Consider the following 20,172-nt stretch of genomic DNA (forward strand, 5'->3'; position numbering starts at 1 on the left):
GCTTCTGCCGAGATTCCTCGTGCGGTCCCTTCGGGTTTCTCGGCCCGTGATCTACTCCGATCGGACCAGCGCTCGGGTCAGCCGCCGAGGTGGGCGTCGCGGAGCCAGGCCAGCACGGCGTGCACCCGGCGGTTGTCGTCGCCGCTGTCGGGCAGGCGCAGCTTGGTGAAGATGCTCGCCGCGTAGCCCTCGACGGTGCGGGTGGTGACCCCGATGATCGTGGCGATGCCCTGGTTGGACCGGCCCTCGGCCATGTGCCGCAGCACCTCGCGCTCGCGCGGGGCGAGCACGTCGAGGGAGCTCTGCGAGGCGGGTCGGGTGAACAGGGCCGCGACGATCTCCGGGTCGATCGCGGGCTTGCCGGCGGCCACCCGGCGCAGGGCGTCGCGCAGCGCGTCGACGTCGTCGACCCGGTCCTTGAGCAGGTAGCCGACGCCGGGCACGCCGATCGCCATCAGCCGCATGGCGTAGGACGTCTCGCCGTAGGTCGACAGCACCAGCACCCCGACGCCCGGGTGCCGCTGCTTGATCGTCTCGGCGACGCCGAGGCCCTCGTCGGCGAAGCCGGGCGGCATCCGGATGTCGACGATCACCGCGTCGGGCTGCTCGACGGCCATGAAGCGCAGCAGGTCGTCGCCGTCGCGGGCGGCGTAGCGGACGTCGATGCCGGCGGCTTCGAGCAGTCGGGTGAGCCCCATCCGCAGGATCCCCGAGTCGTCGGCCAGCGCTACCCGCACGGCAGCTCCGCCGTCAGCCGCGTGCCGCCGCCCTCGGGGCTGTCCAGGTGCAGGACGCCGCCGATCGCCTCGATCCGGTCGCGGATGTTGGCCAGGCCGGTGCCGGCCGCGATGCCGGCTCCGCCGGGGCCGTCGTCGGCGACGCGGACGTGCAGCACGTCGCCGTCGCGGTGCACGTCGACCTCCACGCGCTGCGGGGCGGCGTGCCGGGCCGCGTTGGTGAGCGCTTCGCACACCAGGAAGTACGCGGTGGCCTCGACCGCGTCCGGGAGCCGCTCGTCGAGGATGGCGCTGCGGGTGGGCAGGCCCATCCGCTCGATCACGCCCTCCAGCGAGGGCCGCAGCCCGGACTGGGTCAGCACCGGCGGGTGGATGCCCCTGGCCAGCCCGCGCAGCTCGCTGGTGGCGGCCCGCAGGTCGGAGCGGGCGCGCTCGATCGCGGCGTAGACGTCGGTGCCGGGGCGGGCCTTCTGCCGGGCCTCGCCCAGGCTGGCCGCGGCGACCAGCAGGGTCTGCTGCGCGCCGTCGTGCAGGTCGCGCTCGATCTGCTGGCGCCCGCGCAGCTCCGCCTCGGCCATCCGGGCCCGCGACTGCTGCACCTCGCGCAGCCGGCCCTTCAGGTCGGCCTGCAGGTAGTAGTTCTCCAGGGCGAAGCTGCACGCCGCGACCGCCGGCGCCACCAGCGCGGGGTGCCGCTGCAGCGCCGGGTCGAGCAGCAGCAGCGCGAGCGGGTCGCCGCCGGTGGAGCTGACCCGCACGGGCCAGCGCCCGTCGGCCGGGGCCCGCGCGCCCACCACGACGTCGTCGACGTCGACGTAGACCTGCTGGCGGGGCAGCCAGAACAGCAGCACGAGGGTGTCGTCGCGCAGGCTCTGGCGCAGCTCGGCCTGGATGTCCGGGCCGCTGGGCGAGCGGACCAGGCGCACGACCAGGTCGGCCAGCGCGGCCCGGGTGAGCCCGCGGCGCAGGGCGCTGGTCAGGAACGCGACCGGGGTGAACAGCGCCGCCACCCCGATGGCCGCGCGCAGCGCGTCGACGGTGGTGTCGGGCAGCGCGAAGAACCAGGCGAGCAGGTACGCCGAGCCGCTGACCATGACCGTCGCCGCGGCCACCATCCCGGGCACCGCGTCGATGCGGTCGACGCTGCGGGAGCGGCGCACCTTCAGCAGCAGCGGCACGAGCACCGGCACCGCGACCACGACGATCCCGACGGTGGAGACGGTGTTGAGCGCGTCGCGGAACGGCTGGTCCGGCCACAGCGTGGGCCACCAGGTGGCGTCGCGGTAGCCGCGCCCCACCCACTCCTTCTCCGACACGAACGCCAGCACCAGCTTGGAGCCGACCACCCAGCCGCCGAGCAGCGCGACGTAGGCCCGGTCCCACCACCGGGTCAGCTGCGGGTCGGGGTAGCGCAGCAGCGCGTAGACCCCGAAGACGAACCACAGGTACCCGCACACGTAGGCGACGAACGGCAGCGGGAACACCTGCCACGCCGGCGGCCACGACCAGCCCCACGACCACAGGTAGAACACCGCGACCAGGACGAGCGCGACGCCGGTGCCGCGCTGCTGGCGCTCCTCCAGCAGGACGATGCCGGTCGCGGTGAACGAGACCGCGACCAGCACGTTGATCAGGCCGAGGACCGGGCTGGTGACCAGCAGCGGCCACGACGACACCAGCCCCACGCCCGCGGCGAGCAGCGCCCCGCCCGCCGCCCACCGGCGGACCTGCCGCCTGCGCCGGCCGGGCGCGGGGTCCGCGACGCTGACCACCAGGCCCACCTCCGGATTCTCGACCCGCGTCGGAGGGCACCGACACCGGGGAAACGCGCACCCCCCGGCGGCGTCCGGCGCAACCGGTGGGTCCTGGTGCCCGCCGCGATGACCGATCCACCATGCCCTGTCACCGTGCGTGCTCGCGGCGCGGGCGGGGGACGTTAACGGGGGGTGCCCCTCACCGCCGACCCGGCGAGACCAGCCCCGTCTCGTACCCGAGCACCACCGCCTGGACGCGGTCGCGCAGGCCGAGCTTCTGCAGGATGCGGCTCACGTGGGTCTTGGTCGTCTGCTCGGCGATGAACAGCGCCCGGGCGATCTCCAGGTTCGACAGGCCCCGCGCGACCAGCACCAGCACCTCCCGCTCCCGCTCGGTGAGCGCGGCGAGCCGGCCCGCGACCCCGGGATCGCGGGGCCGGGACTCGACGAACCGCTCGATGAGGCGCCGGGTGATGCTCGGGGCCAGCAGCGCCTCCCCGCCGGCGACCACCCGCACCGCCCGCAGCAGGTCGTCGGGTTCGGAGTCCTTGAGCAGGAAGCCGCTGGCGCCCGCGAGCAGGGCCCCGTAGACGTGGTCGTCGACGTCGAAGGTCGTCAGCACCAGGACGCGCGGCGGGCGGGGGCCGGCCCGGTCGGGGTCGAGCAGCTCCCGGGTGGCGGCGAGCCCGTCCAGCACCGGCATCCGCACGTCCATGAGCACGACGTCGGGTTCCAGTGCGCGGGCCCGGTCGAGGCCGACCCGCCCGTTCTCGGCCTCCGCGACGACGGTCATGTCGTCCTGCGCGTCCAGGATCGACCGGATGCCAAGGCGGATCATGGGCTGGTCGTCGACGACGAGGACGCGGATCACGCGGTGCTCCCGGGGGCGGGGGACAGGGGCAGCCGGGCGGTGACGCGGAAGCCGCCGTCGGGGTCCGGGCCGGAGGTGACCGAGCCGCCCAGCAGCTCGGCGCGCTCGCGCATGCCCACCAGGCCGTGCCGGGTGCGCGTCGACCCGGTGGTGTCCGCGGGGGGCGGCGCCCAGGGCGCCGTTCCGGGGCCGTTCTCGACCGTGACCACCAGGTACTCGGCGTCGGTGCCGATCGCCACCGCGGCCTCCGCGCCCGGCGCGTGCCGCACCGCGTTGCTCAGGGCCTCCTGCACGATCCGGTAGACGGTCGTGCCGATCGTGTCCGAGACGGGCGGCAGGTCGGGGGCGACGGCGAGGCGCGCGGGCGCCCCACGCCGGTCGGCGTCGTGGACGAGCGCGGCGAGCTCGGCCATGCCGGGCGCGGGCGCCAGCCCGACGGTCACCTGCCCGCCCGGTTCGGCGTCGTCGGCGCGCAGCACGCCGAGCAGCCTGCGCATTTCGCCCATGGCCGAGCGGGCGCCCGCGGCGATGTCGGCGAACTCGGCCCTGGCCGCGTCGTCGAGGTACGGCAGCCGGTAGCGCGCCGACGTGGCCTGCATGTGGACCACGGACATGCTGTGCGCGACGACGTCGTGCAACTCCCGCGCGATCCGGGTGCGTTCCTCGACGAGCGCGCGGCGGGCCTGGGCGACCTCGACGTCGCGCCGCGCGTCGGCGAGGTCGCGCCGGATCCGCGCGCGCTGCCGGTAGCTCACCACGGCGATCAGCACGAGCAGCGCGCTGCCGGTGTAGGCGACCAGTGCCGGGCCGGCGTGCCCGGCTTCGCGCCCGCCGGGGTCGAGGACGACCAGGAGCATGCAGGCCAGGGACGTGCCCCACCACACTGCGACGGCGGTCCGCCAGTGGTGCAGGGCGGCGACCAGACCGACCTGGCCCACCACCGTGACGATGCTGACGGTCGACAGCGGCCACAGCTGGCCGGGCGCGGTGTGGCCGCTCCATGCCAGCACGCCCGACGCCGCGCACTGCAGCAGCGCACCGGCGTAGGGGGCCGGGATCGACAGCGGCAGCGCCGCCCCCGACGCCGTCGCGGCGAAGAAGGCCACCAGCAGCGGGACGGCGTGGCCCGCCGACGCGTCCTGGGCCAGCGCGATCACCAGGAAGGCCGCGACCGCCGCGGTGCACGGGTACCAGAGCGGGGCGGGTCGCGGCCGGGGGCGGATCACCGGGGTCCCCTCCGCATCGCTGGGGCAGGTCGCTGGAGAAACGGCAGGCGCGGCGAGCGTAACCCGACCGCTCCGCCGCCCGGATGCCCCGCGGGAGCCACCCGACCCCCTACGCCGGAGCTACGTCGGCTCGCTCGCGGGTCCGGGCGCGGACGGCTCCCGGGCGTGACGCGCAGGCAGCGGTCCCGCCCCCACGCTCTGTCCGTCCCCGACCGCTCCCGTTGACTCCTGGAGATCGCGATGACAGTCCCGCCGCAGGTCGGCACGGCCGCTCCCGCCGGCGCCCCGGCTTCCCCGAGGCCGGCCGGCCGGCGCGTCAGCTGGCTCGTGGTCGCCCTGACCAGCCTGGCGATCGTCGGCTACGTCGTCGCGACCTACGCCCGGGGCAGCCTGGAGACCCTGGCCGAGCAGGAGGCGGGCCTGGCCACGACCTACGCCGGTCGCCCCGCGCTGGTCCAGGTCGCGTTCTACGCCCACATCGTCTTCTCCGCGGTCGCGCTGGGGATCGGGCCGCTGCAGTTCGTCAGGGCCCTGCGGCGGCGCCGGCCGCGGGTGCACCGCTGGGTCGGGCGGGCCTACCTGGTCTGCGTCCTGGTCGGGGCGGCGGCGAGCCTGGTGATGGCCTTCGTGAACTCCGCGGCCCTCAACGGGTTCTTCGGGTTCGGCGCCCTGGCGGTGCTGTGGGGCTGGACCGCGTGGCGGGGCTGGGGCGCCGCGCGCGCCGGCGACTTCCGCGGCCACCAGGCCTGGATGATCCGCTCCTTCGCGCTGACCTACGCCGGGGTCACGCTGCGGGTGTGGTTCGGGGCGCTGATCGGGGTGCAGCTGCTGCTCGGCGGGAGCGCCGACCCGGACGCGGTCATCGACACCGCCTACGCGGCCCTGCCGTTCCTGAGCTGGCTGCCGAATCTGGTCGTCGCCGAGTTGCTGCTGCGCCGCCGCGGCCTGCCCGCGCTCGGTGTGGTGGACCGCCGGCCCGCCCGAGCGGGCCGGTGACCCGGACGATGGCGCTCCTGGCGGGCCTCCTGCACCTTTCGATGGCATCGCGGACCTTCGATCCTCCGCATCTCGTGAGGAGGCCCCGCCCGATCCCAGACTCCGTCCATGACGTCCTTCGAGAGCAACGCCGAGCAGGCCACCGTCCAGACGCGCCTGATCGCCCCACCACCCCCACCCCGGGGCGGCCTGCTGGAGCCGGTGCGCCGCCACCCGCTGCTCAGCTTCTTCGTGCTGGCCAACCTGATGAGCTGGCTGGCCTGGCTGCCCTACATCCTGTCGCAGAACGGGTTGGGTGTCTGGGACTTCCGCTTCCCGGAGATCATGGGCACCAGCCAGCTGTTGGGCATGCTGCCCGGCGCCTACCTCGGCCCGATCGCCTCGGCGCTGTTCGTCACCGCGGTCGCCGAGGGGCGGCCCGGGTTGCGGCGCTGGCTCGGCCGGATGTGGCGCTGGCGGGTCCGCTGGCACTGGTACGCGGTCGCCCTGCTCGGGGTGCCGGCGTTCATGGTGGGCTCCGGGCTGGCCTTCTCCGGCGGCGAGATCAACGCGCCGTCGATGATGGTGGTCGCCGCCTACGTGCCCGGCCTGCTGCTCCAGATGATCACGACCGGGCTGGCCGAGGAGCCGGGCTGGCGCGACTTCGCGCTGCCCCGGGTGCAGCGCCGCTTCGGGCCGCTGGGCGGCACGATGGTGCTGGGTCCGATCTGGTCGCTGTGGCACATGCCGCTGTTCCTCACCGAGTGGGGCGGCTGGCCGGACGTGGACTGGAACCGCCCGGTGGCCTTCACCGTGTTCTGCCTCGCCTTCAACATCGTGATGACCTGGGTGTTCAACCGCACCGGGGAGAGCCTGCCGCTGGCGATGCTGCTGCACGTCAGCGTGAACAACTTCGCCTCGATCGTGTGGGCGGAGATGTTCCCGGCGCTCGACGTCGTGCAGACGTACTGGGCGATGGCCTTCGGCGCGATCGTGGCCGCCGCGTTGGTCCTGATCGGGACCCGCGGCCGGCTCGGGTACCAGGTGCCCGACCGCCGGTGACGGGGACGGGCTCAGCTGCCCGGGACGGCGACGACCCGGTTCTGGTAGGCCCAGACGACCGCCTGCAGCCGGGACTGCACGCCCAGCTTGGGCAGCATCCGCGCCAGGTGCGACTTCACCGTCGACACCTCGACGACCAGGGTGCGGGCGATGTCGTCGTTCGACATCCCCTGGGCGAGCAGCAGCAGGATCTCCTGCTCGCGCGGGGTGAGCAGGTCCTCGGCGCGCCGGGCCGTCACCGGCTGCAGCCGGCGGCGGTGCACGAACTCCTCCAGGATGCGCCGGGTGAGGGTCTGGTCGATGGTGCCCTGACCGGCCGCGACCTGGCGCACGGCGTGCACGATGGCCTCCGGCGGGGCGTCCTTGAGCAGGAAGCCCGACGCCCCGGCCTCCAGTGCGCCGAAGACGTAGTCGTCGAGGTCGAAGGTGGTCAGCACGAGGACGGGCACCTGCGGGTCGGCGTCCGGACCGCACAGCTCGCGGGCCACCTCGATGCCGTTGCGCCCGGGCATCCGGATGTCCAGGCAGGCGACGTCGGGCACCCGGTCGCGGGCCAGCGCCAGCGCCTCGACCCCGTCCTGCGCGACGCCGACCACCTCGATGTCGTCCTCGGCGGACAGCAGCGCCGACAGCCCGGCGCGCACCAGGTGCTGGTCGTCGGCGATGAGCACGCGGATCATGCGGGGTCCTCCGGGGGTGTCGTGGGCGCGGGGGCCGGGTCCTCGACCGGGAGCACCAGGCGCACCTCCCAGCCGCCGTCCGCGGTGGCGCCGTAGCTGAGGTCGGCGCCGACCAGCTGGGCCCGCTCGGCCATGCCGAGCAGCCCGAACCCGCCGCCGGGCCCGGGGTCGGGGCCGGTGGGCGCGGCATTGCGCACGGTGACGGCGAGCCGACCGTCGCGCGGCTCGCCGATCTCGACCACGCACCGCGCGCCGGGGGCGTGCACGGCGGCGTTGGTCAACGACTCCTGCACCATCCGGTGCGCGACGAGCCGGGCGAGCGGGCCCAGGCCGTGGTCCAGGTCCCCGGGCGGCACGACGAGGTCGATCTCGGCCCCCGCCGCCCGGCGGGTCTCGACCAGCGCGGCCAGCGCGTCGAGGCCCTCCACCGGGCGGGTGGCGTCGGCGTCCTCGCGCAGCAGGCCGACCAGCCGCCGCAGGTCGTCGAGCACGGCCCGGCTCTGCGCGCGGACCTGGCGCGCGGAGTCCTTCGCCGCGGCGGGGTCGGCGTCGATCTGGCGGTCCATCGCCGCGGCCATCAGCGCGATCCCGGACATGTGGTGGGCGGCGATGTCGTGCAGCTCCCGCGACATCGCCATCCGCTCGCGCGACACCGCGGCCTGCAGCAGCGCGTCCTGCTCGCGGCGCAGCGCCAGCACCTCGTGCTCGCGGGCCCGGCGGGCGTCGCGCTGCGCGGCGTTCACCAGCCCGAGCAGCAGCGCCAGCCCGACGACGATGATCCCCTGCAGCACCGCGCGGACGACCGCCGGGGCGATGTCCGGCGCGCCCGCGCGCACCTCGTCGAGGAACTGCCCGGTCGCCACCACCGCCGCGGTGAGCGCCAGCCCGGCCCACGTGCGCGGTCCCGGGCGGGAGACGACGGCGAGGTACACCGCGGCCAACCCGGCGACACCGCCCAGGCTGACCGTCCCGCCCGGGGCCGCCCACACCAGCACCAGCGCGACGGCGGCCAGCACCGGCGGCACCACGGCGGGGAACCGGCCGGCCCATGCCACGCCCAGCGCCTGCGCCGCGAGCACCGCGACCACCACCCACCACCCCGCGCTGCCCGGCGGCGGGGGCAGGCCGGGTTCGGCTTCGGGGCCGCCGACGACCGGCAGCACGAGCAGCATGCCGATCGAGACGGCCCCGCACACGGCCGCGGCCACCGGGTGCAGCGGTGCCGCCTGCGCGGGTCGGGACACGGGCGACCTCCGCGGCTCGGCTCGTCGGGCGGTCCGTCGCGCCCGTCCCCATCATCGGGCACGGCGCCGACCGACCGTGCGCCGGCAGTGACCCCGGCGGCTCAGGCGGGTTGCGGGGCGCTCAGCCGCAGGGTCTTGGTGCCGGGACCCGTCCCGGCTGACCGCCTCGGGGCAGTCGTGAGCGCGCCGCGGGCCCGCCGCGGTGGTCGCGGCCGCCGCCTGCCTGCTGGTGCTCGCCGGCTGCGCGGGTGCCTCGCAACCCGCCGCGCCCGATCCCGCCCCGTCCGCCGCGACCGGCGCCGCAGGCGCCGGTGGCGTCGCCACAGAGCCGGACCCGTCCGACTCGTTCGGGCGGCGCAGCGAGGACAACGACTACTGGCCGCGGTCGGTGCAGCTGGGGCTGAACGCGCAGCTGGCCGAGGTGGTCGTCGACGGGGACGGCTTCACGCTCTACCGCTTCGACGACGACGCCGATCCGTCCCGCTCCACCTGCTCGGGCGGGTGCGTGAAGAAGTGGCCGCCGGTGCCGGTCAACGACCGGATCACCTTCCGCAACCTGGACCCCGAGCAGCTCGGGGCGGTGCCGCGGGCCGACGGCACCCTGCAGCTGACGGTCGGCGGCTGGCCCGCCTACCGGTTCGCCGAGGACCAGGTGCCCGGGCAGACCGCCGGGCAGGGCGTGGACGACAAGTGGTCGGTGCTCGGCCCGGACGGCAGCCGGGCCGGGAGGAGCAGGTCGGGGTCGAGCTGATCCCGCGGTGAGTGACACCCGCGTCGCGACTGGGGGGCCGCGGCGGGGCCCGACGTGGGAAGGACACCGGCCGGGACGGGCCGGGGAGAAGGGGGGTCGCGGGGATGGCGCATGCCCGGAGCAGGAGTGCCCGACCGCCGGGGCTGGCGGGGGAGGCCGTGGTCCGCGGGGTCTGGGAGGAGCACGGCGGGGCCGCGCTGGCCTACGCGAGGTGGCTCACCCACGACGGCGCGGCCGCCGAGGACGTGGTGCAGGAGGCCTGGTCAGGGCGTGGCTGCACGCGTCGAGCCTGGTGAACGGCAAGGGCTCGGTCCGCGGCTGGCTGCTGACGGTGGTGCGCAATATCGTCGCCGACCGGGCGCGGGCGCAGCGCTCCCGCCCGCCCGAGGTCGCCGAGTCGGTGCACGCCGGCGGGGTCGAGCGCGACCACGCCGAACGCGTCGTCGACAGCATGGTGGTGCGCGCGGTGCTGGGCCGGCTCTCTGTGGAGCAGCGGGTGGTGATGGAGCACCTCTACGTGCACGGGCGGACGGTGGTCGAGACGGCCGAGGCGCTGGCCATCCCGGTCGGCACGGTCAAGTCGCGCTCGCACGCCGCGATGCGCGTGCTGCGCGGGATGGTCCCGCAGGGCCGCGGCGGACTGGAGCAGGTCGCCTGATCCGCCCGGCCGACGGCGCCGTGCCCCGGACCGGCAGCGATACGGTCGTCGTCGACTGGTGGAACCGGGAGGACCAACCGTGATCACGGACCCGACGCTCGTCCGGATCGGCGAGGCCGCGCAGCTCAACCACCAGGGCGACCGCGAGGCCGCCCGCCGGCTCCTCGCCCAGCTCTGGGAGGAGATCGGCGGCGAGCGGGGCGAGCCGCTGCACCGCTGCACCCTCGCCCACACCATGGCCGACGTGCAGGACGACGTGCGCGAGGAACTGCTGTGGGACGAGCGCGCCCTGGCCGCCGTCGACCAGCTCACCGACGCCCGCATGGCCGAGGCGGGCGTGCCGCTCACGGTGACCGGCCTCTACCCGTCGCTGCACCTCAACCTCAGCGAGTGTCACCGCAAGCTGGGAGACCTCGACCGCGCCCGCGAGCACCTCCAGCTGGCCCGAGACACCATCGGCGCGCTCGGCGACGACGCCTACGGGCAGCTGATCCGGGACGGCCTGGAGAAGGTGGCGGCGCAGCTGCGCTGACCGCCGCGGCGGTCGTCATCGCGTTCGGGGTGTGGCTGCGTGGAGCCACAGGGTGATCTTGAAGAGAGGTCCGGTCGGCCGCTCCCACGATGCCCTCGCCCCACCTGTCCCCGTCCGGGGTCGCGCGAGGCGGGGGCGCTTTCGCCGATTCCGGCTCGGTTGGGAACGCGCAGGTCGCCGCTCGGGCGCTGAGTGACGGCGAGGTTGCTTCGAGTCGCTCGATGGTGTGACACACGGCGGTGAGTCCGGCGCGCCCGGTAACGAGGTCACCACGCTCCGCGAGTGGCAGATCACGTTGCGCAAACCCCGAGCGCGCATCCCTCACTCGAAGGATCTTCACCAGCATGTCGATCGACAACCAGCGCACCACCCGCCTCGGCGCCGTCGCTCCCACCGCCGACGCCCCGCGCGGCCGCAAGCGAAAGACCGCCACCGTCGTCGGGCTCATCGGCGCGGCCGTCCTCGGCGCCGGCGGTGTCGCGCTCGCCGCGATCCTGCTGACCACGAACATCACCGGCACGGCCACCGTCAACGAGGTCAACACGGCGAACGACCTCGATGTGACCGCTACCTCCGCTGACGGTTCGCAGCTCAAGTGCAACGTCAACATCAGCGACGACAACAAGACGCTGACGTTCAACCCGGTGCTCACGAAGCCGGTCGGTGGCTCGAACTCCTCCGGCGCCCCGATCGCCGGCGGGGACTGCACCGTCACCCTCACGGTCAAGAACATCGGGAACACCGTCATCAAGCTCGATGGCTCGTCGGGCATCACGCAGTTCCCGGCGGGCTGGACCGCAACCCCGATCGCGGGCAACGCGCTGAACCCGATCCCGGCCGGCGCCACCGCCACGGCGACCATCAAGGTCACGGCCACTCAGTCCGCCGTCGGCGGTCCCATCCAGGGCAAGCTGGTCTACACCGACGCGCCCGCCGCCTGATCTCGCCCGGGGCGAACGGCCCCTCGTGCCCATCCGCGAAGGATGGGCGCGAGGGGCCGTTCGTGCCCGCTGAACCGAGGACTCCCGGTGAACGGAACGTATAGCTTCCCCGGCGCCGGCCCGGCTGTGGTGCCTGACAGGCCGCCCCTGCCGCAGCGAAGGGGTGCGCAGACAGCCCTGATGCCGCTTCGGTTCGGTCAGGGCCGCGACGGCCGCCGAAACTGACGGCGCGACGCGTACGTCAGTTATTCGCGGCAGGGATCGGAGCCAGCACGCTGCTGCTGGTCGCAGCGGGCGGCCTGGTCGTCGCGATGACCGCAGTGGACGGTGCCGAGGAAGAACGAGCCTCTTCGACGTCGGTGGAGGTCGGGGGCGGTTCGGTGGCGCCGCCCTCATCCACCGCCTTGCCCGCGGCTACACCGGGCGTCGAGGTCCCGGCCTCAGCAGCGCCCGGGCCTGCGTTGGGGATCGTCGGGCGCGGCGGGAACGCCCCTCCCTCGCCAGCGGCAAGCATTGGCCGAGCAGGAGCGAAGGCGGACGCCCCGACTCGACCGGACGCGCTGCCACCGCCTGTGCCGGTGCAGGCTCCGTCGCTGCCCGAGCAGCCCCAGTCGGCGCAGTCCTACCGTCCCGGCACCCCCGTCGAGGTCCCGGTGTCGCCGCAGCCGACGGCGGACACTGGGCTGGTGACCGACCCGGGGATCGTGTCTGAGGAGACGGTGACCGACCCGGACAGCGGGGTCTCGACCTCGCCGCTGCAGGAGTAGCTCCTACGGCACCCCGAGCTCCAACACCCGTCGCCCCGCAGTGAGCGGTACACCGCGGTGTACCTGAGCGCCTCCGGGCGCACCGCCAGCACGAAGCCGTCCTCGATGCTGCTCTCGAACTGGCGCCCTACACTGCCGCCATGACGGCGCGGCGCCGGGCCCGGGTCGAGGACGTGCACGAGGTGGCGTCCGGGATGCCGCACGTCACCGTCGAACGCGGGTCCAAGGAGAACCCCGTCTACCAGGTGGGCGGCAAGTCGTTCGTCTTCTTCCGCAACCCCCGCCCCGACGCCTTCGACCCCGACACGGGCGAGCGCTACCCGGACGTCATCGTCTTCTGGGTGCCCTCGGAGTCCGACAAGCAGGCCCTCGTCCAGGACGAGGGCTCGCCCTTCTTCACCACCCCACACTTCAACGGCCACCCCTCGGTCCTGCTGCGGGCCAGCCGGATCGGCGAGCTCACCCGCGAGGAGTTGGTCGAGGTGGTGCAGGACGCCTGGCTCTCGCGCGCGTCGGCGCGGCGCCGGGCGGCGTGGCTGGCCGATCAGGCGGGGTAGGGGCAAGCCCCGCCCTCGCAGCGCTGGCTGGGTCCTCGCAGCGCGCCGGCGGGCTGTGAGCCCACACCTCGTGCTGCGAAGACGCCGGCGGCCCCGGATTCGCAGCGCGCCGGCGGGCTGCGACCACACGCCCGGCGCTGCGCACACACCCCGGTGCTGCGGACCCGGCCGGCGCGGCGGCGCGCAGCGCCGCGAGCCGAGCCGGGTGGGCCACCCCACCACCGCCGCCTCCGCGACGCCGGCAGGCGCCGCTTGGGGCTTCGCTTCGCTCCGCCGCCGCGGCTCCGGAGAGTGGTGGGCTGCGGGTCGGCGCCGCAGGCGCTGCAATGGCCGGGCCGACGTGACAAGGCCCTCCCCGCACAGGGTGTGGGCGCGCTTCGCGCCCCGGGTTCGCGCCTTCGGCGCTCACCCAAGAACTCCGCGCCGGCGGACGGACGAGCGCGGCTTTCGTCCAACCGGCCGCTGGCCGGGGTGGGTTCAATACCCTAAAGTACTAGGAAGGTAGTCGAATGGAGTTTCGATGATCGAGTTCCACTTGGACGGCAGGTCGGGTCTGTCGCCCTACCAGCAGCTGGTGCAGCAGGTCCGGCACGCGCTGCGGCTCGGGCTGCTGCGGGAGGGCGACCAGCTGCCGACCGTCAAGGAGGTCGTCGGGCACTTGGCGATCAACCCCAACACCGTCCTGAAGGCCTACCGGGAGCTGGAGCACGACGGGCTCGTCGCGGCCCGGCCGGGGGTGGGCACGTTCGTGACGGCGACCCTCGCCGACACCTCGCTGGCCGCGCACGGGCCGCTGCGGACGAGCCTGCAGCGCTGGCTGACCAGGGCCCGTCGGGCAGGCCTGGACGACGAGAGCATCGAGGCGCTGTTCATGACCACCTTTCGGGCCGCGGGCGAGGAGGACATAGCGTGACCGACGTCCTGCTGACCCGGGGGCTGGGCAGGCGCTACGGCAGGCGCTGGGCGCTGCGCGACTGCACGGTCGACGTGCCGGACGGGCGCGTCGTCGGGCTGGTGGGCCCCAACGGGGCCGGCAAGACCACGCTGCTGAAGCTGGCCGCCGGCCAGTTGGAGCCCACCGAGGGCGCCATCACGGTGCTCGGCGAGCGGCCGGCCGCCCGTCCGGCGCAGTTGGCCAGGGTCGGCTTCGTCGCCCAGGACACCCCCGTCTACTCCGGTCTGACGGTGGCCGAGCACCTGCGGCTCGGGGCGCGGCTCAACCCCGGCTGGGACGCCGCGCTGGCCGCGGAGCGGATCGCGCGGCTCGGCCTGGACCCCGCCCAGCGCGCGGGCAAGCTGTCCGGTGGCCAGCGCGCCCAGCTGGCCCTCACCCTGGGTCTGGCCAAGCGGCCCGAGCTGCTGATCCTCGACGAGCCGGTCGCCTCGCTCGATCCGCTCGCCCGCCGCGAGTTCCTGCAGGGGCTGATGGAGGCCACCGCCGAGCACGGGCTCAGCGTGTTGCTCTCCTCGCACCTGGTGTCCGATCTGGAGCGGGTCTGCGACTTCCTGGTCGTGCTGGTCGACGCGCGGGTGCAGGTGGCGGGGGAGACCGAGGAGCTGCTGGCCACGCACTACCGGCTCACCGGCCCGCGCCGCGACCCCGACCGGCTCCCCGCCGACCAGCAGGTGGTCTCCGCGGCCCACACCGACCGGCAGAGCACCTACGTCGTCCGCGCCGCGCACCCGATCCACGACCCCGCCTGGACGGTCCACCGGCTGACGCTGGAGGACCTCGTCCTGGCCTACATGGGGCGGCGGGCCGTCGGCGACGCCGGACCCGTCCTGGAGGTGCAGCGATGACCTGGCTGACCTGGCGCCAGCTGCGCGGTTCGGTCGTGGGGACGGCCGCCGCGCTGGTCGCGCTCGCCGCAGCCCTCGTGCTCACCGGGCCGGGGCTGGCCGCCGAGTACTCGGCCGGAGTGGCCGCCTGCACCCCGGTCCCCGACACCTGCGACCGCTTCTTCGACCGGTTCTTCTCCGCCCACGAGCTGCCCTTCGTGGCCGTCAGCCTGCTGGTGCTGCTGCTGCCGGCGCTCGTCGGGCTCTTCTGGGGCGCACCGCTCATCGCCCGCGAGCTGGAGGCCGGCACCCACCTGCTGGTGTGGAACCAGAGCATCACCCGCACCCGCTGGCTGGCCGTCAAGCTCGCGATCACCGGGCTGGCCGCCATGGTCGCCGCCTACCTGTGCGGGCTCGTGGTGACCTGGTGGTCGTTCCCGCTGGACATGTCGGCCCCGGACGACCTCGCCCTGATGGCGCCACTGGTCTTCGGCGCGAGAGGCATCGCGCCGGTCGGGTACGCGGTCCTCGCCTTCGTCCTGGGCGTCACCGTGGGCATGCTCGTCCGCCGCGCATTGCCCGCCATGGCCATCACCCTGGCCGTCTTCTTCGCGCTGCAACTCGCCGTCCCGCTGCTGGTCCGTCCGCACCTGATGACCCCGGTCACCGCCACCTTCGAGCTCAGCACGGAGAACGTGGCGGGCTTCGGCGCCGAGGACGCCGGATCGTCGGTGGGTCTGCGCCTGCAGTCGGCCGTTCCCGGCGACGCGGGCGCCTGGGTGCTGTCCAGCCGCGTCCTCGACCCGTCCGGACGGGTGGTCGCCGAGACCGGCGAGGACGCCCCGGTCCCGGTCTCCATGACGTCGGGGCCCTGCGCACCGCAGAACGGCTTCGCCTCCTGCATCGTCGAGGTCAACGACCTCGGCTTTCGGCAGCAGGCGACCTACCACCCGCTGGACCGCTTCTGGCCCTTCCAGTGGATGGAGACCGGGATCTACGCAGCCCTCGCCCTCGCCCTGACGGGGTTCTGCTTCCGGTGGGTGCGGAGACGCCTGTCGTGACCGCCGTCCGGGCGGCGGTCGTCGCGCTCGCCCTCCTGCTGGCGGCGGCCTGCACGGCGCCGACGCCGCCGCGGGCGGAGTCCAGCCCGGCCGCCAGTTCGGCCTGCGCGCCGCTGCGGGAGCCCCCCGGGGCGGAGACGACGACCACCATCGAGGTCATCGAGCAGGCCTACCGCTGCATCCTCGGCAACTACTACGGGGGCGCCACGCTGGACGCCGGCGCGCTGCTGACCGCGGGGTTCGCCGCGCTGACCCGGGAACTCGTCCGCACCGGACGCGACGTGCCCGAGGCCACGATGCCGGCGCTCACCGGGGACCGCGACGCCGACTGGGCCGCCTTCGAGGCCGTCTTCCGCCGGGTCAGTGACCAGGTCCCCGACCTGCGCGAGGGGCTGGCCGTCGTCACCCTGGAGGCCGTCGTCGCCGCCCTCGACGACAACCACGCGAGCTGGACGCACGGTGTCAGTCGCCCGCCCGACTACTACGACGGCGACGGGTACGACCTCGGGCTGCAGGCGAACGTCCACGGCGCGCAGCTGGACGGCAACCCCGACGCGGCCCTCCCGCCGCTGTTCGTCACCGCCGTCCTGGGCGGCGCGGCGCGGGCCGCCGGGCTGCGCCCGGGCGACGTCATCGAGTCGATCAACGGGTCGGCGCCGTTCATCGACGGGGAGGCGACACCGGCGATCGCCGCGCTCTACCCGCGGTACCCGCAGGCCGACCCGGTGGAGCTGCGCCTGCTGCGGGAGGCCGAGGGCCGCCGCTGGAGCGTGACACTGCGGCCCGGCCTCTACGAGCGCGACCTGGCCGCGCTGCGGGTGGTGACCTCGAAGACGCTCGACGGCGGGGTCGGCTACGTGCGGCTGCGCGGGTTCGCCTCCGACTCCGCGAACCGGGTCCTGGACGCGATCGCGCGGATGCGCTCCGGCGGTGCCCTCACCGGGGTCGTGCTGGACCTGCGCGGCAACGGCGGCGGCAGCCCGCAGGAGGCGACCCGGCTGGTGAGCGCCTTCGTGCACGGGCAGGTCACGCACTACCAGTGCCTCGCCGACGGCCGGTGCGAGCCCATGTGGACCGACGACACCGTCGAGCTGGTCGGCCTGCCGCTCGTGGTGCTCGTGGACCGCAGCTGCGCCTCGGCGTGCGAGCACTTCAGCTCCGCGATCAAGGACCTGGGCGCCGGCGCGCTGGTCGGCACCCGGACCGCGGGCGTCATCTCCGGGCCCTCCTCGGCGTACCTGCTCGACGACAACACGGTCCTGGGCTTCCCCTCCAAGCACGCCCTGGGCCCGGACCACGAGGTGATCGACCGGATCGGCGTGGCGCCCGACCACCACGTGCCGCTGACCCCGCGGGACGCGGCCGCGGGCTTCGACGCCGCCCTGGCCCGGGCCCTGTCCCTGCTGCGCACGTGAGGACCGACCGCCGATGAGACAGCTCCTCGCCGTCGCCGTGGGGCTGGTCGTCCTGGCCGCCGCCTGCTCGACGCCCGCGGCTCCCCGGTCCGACGCTCCGCCCGCCACGCCGGCCGGACCCGCCACCCTGCCCGCCCCGACCGGCACCCACCCGGTCGGCACCACCACCCGCTACCCGACCGACACCTCGCGCCCCGACCCCTGGAACCTGGACGCGCCGGTCAGGGAGCTGGTGGTGACCCTGTGGTACCCGACCGCGCAGCGGGAGGGGGAGCGGGCGCCCTACATGAGCGCGCGGGAGTCGGAGCTCCTGCTGACGGGGTCGAGGATCTTCGACGTGCCCCTCGACGTGCTGAGCACGACGCGGACGAACGCCGTGCGGGACGCCCCGCCGGCGGGGGAGGGGCTGCCGCTGGTGGTGCTCTCGCCCGGGTTCACCAAGCCGGTGAGCACGCTGACGTCGCTGGCGGAGGACCTGGCAAGTCGCGGCTTCGTGGTGGCCGGCATCGACCACACCTACGAGAGCTACGCCACGACGCTGCGCGACGGGCGCGTCGCCGAGTGCCTGGCCTGCGACGTCGACAGCGACCCCGGCTTCGGCGGCGGGGTCGTGCGGAGCCGGGCCGCCGACGTCTCGTTCGTGCTCGACGAGCTGACCGGCCCGTGCGCGGCACCGCCGGGCTGCGCATCGGTCGACCGCTCGCGGATCGCGATGGTGGGCCAGTCCATCGGCGGGGCCAGCGCGCTGGCGGCGATGGCGGCCGACCCGCGGATCCGGGCCGGGGTGGACATGGACGGCACCACCTACGCCCGCATCCCGACCGACGGGTTCGACCGGCCGTTCCTGTTCCTGGGCACCGAGCAGCACGTCCCCGGCGGTCGCGACACGACGTGGGACCGCGACTGGAAGCTGCTCACCGGCTGGAAGCGCTGGCTCGTGCTCTCGGGCGCGGACCACGCCTCCTTCACCGACCTCCCGCTGCTGTCGGACGTCCTCGGCATCCGGACCCCCGCCGGCGCGCTCCCCGCGACGCGCTACTCGGAACTCACCCGTGCCTACGTGGGCGCGTTCCTCGAGGAGCACCTGAACGGGACGCCGCAGGCCGTGCTGGCGGAGGCGCCCGAGGCCGAGGTCATGGTCTGCACCGACACCTGCCGGTAGCGGCTACCCGACCGCCCGCGCGGCGTCCAGCACGGCGCGCCCGGCCGCGACGAGCGCGGTGGTGCGGGCGGCCGGATCGGGGTCGAGGTGGCCCCGCACCATCGCGCCGTCCCGCAGCATGACCAGTTGGTCGGCCGTCGCCGCGGGGTCGGGCAGCGCCATCTCGGCGAGCAGGTCGGTCACCAATCCCGCGAACCAGGCCCGGTGCGCGGCGACGGCTCTGCGCGCGGGGTGGTCGGGGTCGGCGTACTCGGCCGCGGCGTTGATGAACGGGCACCCGCCGAACCCGGGGGAGCAGCTGATGTCCCCGATGCCGCGGGCGGCCTCCGGCGGCTCCTATGCGGAGGGCGACCTCTGATCGAGCAGGGGGCTTGGGGAGGATTCCGGGCTCTTGTTCGGTTCGGGGTTCGGGGTTGGGTTGGTCTTCGCAGGGGCGGTGGGGTCTTCGCTGGTGCTGTGGACCCTGCGAAGACCATGGGGACGCTGCGAAGAGGCCAACCGGCGTGACCGGTCGCCCTCCCAGCCCGAGTCGATCATGCGAATCGGGGTCCTCGCAGACCCAGCGGTGCCGTCGCAGCTCGCCGGCGGGCTGCGACGACCCAGCCCGGGCTGCGACACCGACCCGGCGCTGCGAGGACGCCCCCACCCGGCGCTGCGACACCCACCCCGCGCTGCGAGGTCGCCCCGCCGGCCCGGCCCGGCCGCGAAGCTGGCCGCGGAGCGGCCACTCCACCCCCGGAAGCCCCTGCTTGATCAGAGGCCGCCCTCCGCGGAGGAGCCGCCGGAGGCCCCTCAGCAGCCCGCCGGAGGCCCCTCACAGGAGCCCCTCAAGAGCGCCGTGGGCGCTCTACCCTCCGCGAAGTTGCCGAGGAGGGGCCGGCCCGTCCGAGCGGCCCCTCCTCGGTGAACCGCAGTGCGGAACCGCCGCCCCTCCACAAGCCCGGCGTCCCGCCCGCCATCGGGATTGTCCGAGCTGGCGGGTGCGCTGTCGTGGGTCTTGCTCCCCTGGGTCTGCCAGTACCATCCCCCGCGGAGGTGGGGGATGAGGCGTGAGCTCGGGGGTTTCCTCCAGCAGCGGCGGCGGAACCTGGGGCTTCGCCGCGAGGAGGTCGCGGCGAAGGCGTCGGTCGGCTACGACTGGTACGTGCGGATCGAGCAGGGCCGCGGCCGCGCGTCGAGCGACGTCCTGGTCCGGGTGTGCAAGGTCCTCGAGCTCGACAAGCCCGAGATCGAGTACGTGCTCGACCTCGCCGAGGGCGTCGCGGGGCTGGTGGAACTCACCCGACCTCCGGAGGAGCCCGTCCCGGACGCGGTCCTGCGGGTGATGCGCATGCAGGACCCGGCGCCCTCGTACGTGCTCAACAGCCTGCTCGACCTGCTGGCCTGGAACGAGTGCTCGTGCGAGTTCTACGGGGTCGAGTTCGGCGAGCTCCCCGCCGCCGACCGCAACCTGTTGTGGCTCATGCTGACCCACCCGGGCGTGCGCGATCGGCTCGACGAGTGGGAGTCGCACGCGAACCGGCTCGTCGTGCTCTGCCGCACCCTGTGGGCCGGCATGATGAACGTCCCGCACATCGAGGCGCTGGTCGCGCGGCTGGAGAGCGTGAGCGACGAGTTCCGGCACTGGTGGTCGCTGCCGCTGGCGCAGGCCCCGGCCATGGACCCGGTCCGCAAGAAGATCCTCGACCCGGCGCTCGGCGCGCTGGTGGTCGACCAGACCGCGTGGCTGTTCGGCGACAAGTCGGGCCGGATGCTGATCCTGTCGACGCCGGCCGAGGACGCCCCGGGCACGGCCGAGAAGCTGGCCGAGCTCGCCGCGCGCCGCGCGGCCCGCGCGCTGCGGTAGGGGGCGACCTCAGGCCCGCCGCTGCAGGCCGTTCTCGGCCAGCGCCTCGCGCAGCCTCGCCAGCGCGATCGGGCCGACGCCGTGCAGCGCGGCCAGCTCCCGCTCGGGGACCGCGGCGACGGCCTCCAGCGTGGTCAGCCCCGCCGCGGTGAGC

At 74.7% G+C, this 20,172-nt stretch carries 22 protein-coding genes; 15 read left to right on the plus strand and 7 right to left on the minus strand.

Annotated features, from left to right (window positions below):
* Positions 1-77: 77 nt before the first annotated feature.
* From KIK08_RS12120 to KIK08_RS39830, 4 genes are all read right to left on the minus strand, one after another.
* Positions 78-737, minus strand: a complete 660-nt coding sequence (locus KIK08_RS12120; protein WP_214403176.1) for a response regulator transcription factor — start codon at positions 735-737, stop codon at positions 78-80.
* Positions 728-2,509, minus strand: coding sequence for a sensor histidine kinase (locus KIK08_RS41665; RefSeq protein ID WP_214403177.1), 1,782 nt, complete (start codon positions 2,507-2,509; stop codon positions 728-730). The genes KIK08_RS12120 and KIK08_RS41665 overlap by 10 nt, the downstream gene beginning before the upstream one ends.
* A 181-nt stretch (positions 2,510-2,690) precedes the next feature.
* Positions 2,691-3,362: a response regulator gene (locus KIK08_RS12130; RefSeq protein WP_214403178.1), complete on the minus strand. Its 672-nt coding sequence runs from the start codon at positions 3,360-3,362 to the stop codon at positions 2,691-2,693.
* Entirely contained in the window at positions 3,359-4,588 is a 1,230-nt protein-coding gene (locus tag KIK08_RS39830; protein WP_214403179.1) for a sensor histidine kinase, read from the minus strand. The genes KIK08_RS12130 and KIK08_RS39830 overlap by 4 nt, the downstream gene beginning before the upstream one ends.
* Positions 4,589-4,828: 240 nt before the next feature.
* On the opposite strand from KIK08_RS39830, the gene KIK08_RS12140 reads away from it, so the two are divergent.
* Together KIK08_RS12140 and KIK08_RS12145 are read left to right on the plus strand one after the other, a co-directional pair.
* Complete coding sequence (locus tag KIK08_RS12140) at positions 4,829-5,584, plus strand: DUF2306 domain-containing protein (RefSeq protein WP_214403180.1); 756 nt, start codon at positions 4,829-4,831, stop codon at positions 5,582-5,584.
* 108 nt (positions 5,585-5,692) lie between these two features.
* Positions 5,693-6,625, plus strand: a complete 933-nt coding sequence (locus KIK08_RS12145) for a type II CAAX endopeptidase family protein (RefSeq protein WP_214403181.1) — start codon at positions 5,693-5,695, stop codon at positions 6,623-6,625.
* A gap of 11 nt (positions 6,626-6,636) precedes the next feature.
* Here KIK08_RS12145 and KIK08_RS12150 read toward each other — a convergent pair whose 3' ends face one another.
* Positions 6,637-7,305, minus strand: coding sequence for a response regulator (locus KIK08_RS12150; protein WP_214403182.1), 669 nt, complete (start codon positions 7,303-7,305; stop codon positions 6,637-6,639).
* Positions 7,302-8,549: a sensor histidine kinase gene (locus KIK08_RS41670; protein WP_214403183.1), complete on the minus strand. Its 1,248-nt coding sequence runs from the start codon at positions 8,547-8,549 to the stop codon at positions 7,302-7,304. The genes KIK08_RS12150 and KIK08_RS41670 overlap by 4 nt, the downstream gene beginning before the upstream one ends.
* A 202-nt stretch (positions 8,550-8,751) precedes the next feature.
* Between KIK08_RS41670 and KIK08_RS41675 the strand changes: the two genes are divergently transcribed.
* The 12 genes from KIK08_RS41675 (at position 8,752) to KIK08_RS12210 (ending at position 18,172) form a co-directional block, all read left to right on the plus strand.
* Positions 8,752-9,300, plus strand: coding sequence for a hypothetical protein (locus KIK08_RS41675; protein WP_214403184.1), 549 nt, complete (start codon positions 8,752-8,754; stop codon positions 9,298-9,300).
* A gap of 104 nt (positions 9,301-9,404) precedes the next feature.
* Positions 9,405-9,596 carry a sigma factor gene (locus KIK08_RS41680; protein WP_308257599.1) on the plus strand — a complete coding sequence of 64 codons (192 nt, stop codon included), beginning with the start codon at positions 9,405-9,407 and terminating at the stop codon, positions 9,594-9,596.
* The gene (locus KIK08_RS12165; protein WP_308257600.1) at positions 9,593-9,958 is read left to right on the plus strand and encodes a sigma-70 family RNA polymerase sigma factor; all 366 of its coding nucleotides are present in this window, start codon (positions 9,593-9,595) and stop codon (positions 9,956-9,958) included. The genes KIK08_RS41680 and KIK08_RS12165 overlap by 4 nt, the downstream gene beginning before the upstream one ends.
* Before the next feature lie 79 nt (positions 9,959-10,037).
* On the plus strand, positions 10,038-10,490 hold the full coding sequence (locus tag KIK08_RS12170; protein WP_250556840.1) for a hypothetical protein: 453 nt from the start codon (positions 10,038-10,040) through the stop codon (positions 10,488-10,490).
* A gap of 239 nt (positions 10,491-10,729) precedes the next feature.
* Positions 10,730-11,431, plus strand: a complete 702-nt coding sequence (locus KIK08_RS12175) for an NEW3 domain-containing protein (RefSeq protein WP_214403185.1) — start codon at positions 10,730-10,732, stop codon at positions 11,429-11,431.
* A 578-nt stretch (positions 11,432-12,009) separates the two neighbouring features.
* Entirely contained in the window at positions 12,010-12,198 is a 189-nt protein-coding gene (locus KIK08_RS12180; RefSeq protein WP_214403186.1) for a hypothetical protein, read from the plus strand.
* A 140-nt stretch (positions 12,199-12,338) separates the two neighbouring features.
* Positions 12,339-12,755 carry an MmcQ/YjbR family DNA-binding protein gene (locus KIK08_RS12185; RefSeq protein ID WP_214403187.1) on the plus strand — a complete coding sequence of 139 codons (417 nt, stop codon included), beginning with the start codon at positions 12,339-12,341 and terminating at the stop codon, positions 12,753-12,755.
* A 520-nt stretch (positions 12,756-13,275) separates the two neighbouring features.
* A complete protein-coding gene (locus KIK08_RS12190) occupies positions 13,276-13,668 on the plus strand; it encodes a GntR family transcriptional regulator (protein WP_214403188.1) in 393 nt (130 codons plus the stop codon).
* Complete coding sequence (locus KIK08_RS12195) at positions 13,665-14,555, plus strand: ABC transporter ATP-binding protein (protein ID WP_214403189.1); 891 nt, start codon at positions 13,665-13,667, stop codon at positions 14,553-14,555. Before KIK08_RS12190 ends, KIK08_RS12195 begins: the two co-directional genes overlap by 4 nt.
* Positions 14,552-15,595 (plus strand): ABC-2 membrane transporter-related protein, encoded by a 1,044-nt coding sequence (locus tag KIK08_RS12200; protein ID WP_214403190.1) that lies wholly within the window; start codon positions 14,552-14,554, stop codon positions 15,593-15,595. Before KIK08_RS12195 ends, KIK08_RS12200 begins: the two co-directional genes overlap by 4 nt.
* On the plus strand, positions 15,592-17,010 hold the full coding sequence (locus KIK08_RS12205) for a S41 family peptidase (RefSeq protein WP_214403191.1): 1,419 nt from the start codon (positions 15,592-15,594) through the stop codon (positions 17,008-17,010). The genes KIK08_RS12200 and KIK08_RS12205 overlap by 4 nt, the downstream gene beginning before the upstream one ends.
* A gap of 13 nt (positions 17,011-17,023) precedes the next feature.
* Positions 17,024-18,172 (plus strand): alpha/beta hydrolase family protein, encoded by a 1,149-nt coding sequence (locus KIK08_RS12210; RefSeq protein WP_214403192.1) that lies wholly within the window; start codon positions 17,024-17,026, stop codon positions 18,170-18,172.
* Positions 18,173-18,175: 3 nt separating this feature from the next.
* Here the strand turns inward: KIK08_RS12210 and KIK08_RS42240 are convergent, their stop codons facing one another.
* Positions 18,176-18,484 carry a TetR family transcriptional regulator C-terminal domain-containing protein gene (locus KIK08_RS42240; RefSeq protein ID WP_408004666.1) on the minus strand — a complete coding sequence of 103 codons (309 nt, stop codon included), beginning with the start codon at positions 18,482-18,484 and terminating at the stop codon, positions 18,176-18,178.
* A gap of 730 nt (positions 18,485-19,214) precedes the next feature.
* On the opposite strand from KIK08_RS42240, the gene KIK08_RS12220 reads away from it, so the two are divergent.
* Positions 19,215-20,018 carry a helix-turn-helix domain-containing protein gene (locus KIK08_RS12220; RefSeq protein WP_214403194.1) on the plus strand — a complete coding sequence of 268 codons (804 nt, stop codon included), beginning with the start codon at positions 19,215-19,217 and terminating at the stop codon, positions 20,016-20,018.
* The last annotated feature ends 154 nt before the right edge of the window (positions 20,019-20,172 follow it).

The organism is Pseudonocardia lacus, from assembly GCF_018531445.1.
GTDB lineage: Bacteria > Actinomycetota > Actinomycetes > Mycobacteriales > Pseudonocardiaceae > Pseudonocardia > Pseudonocardia lacus.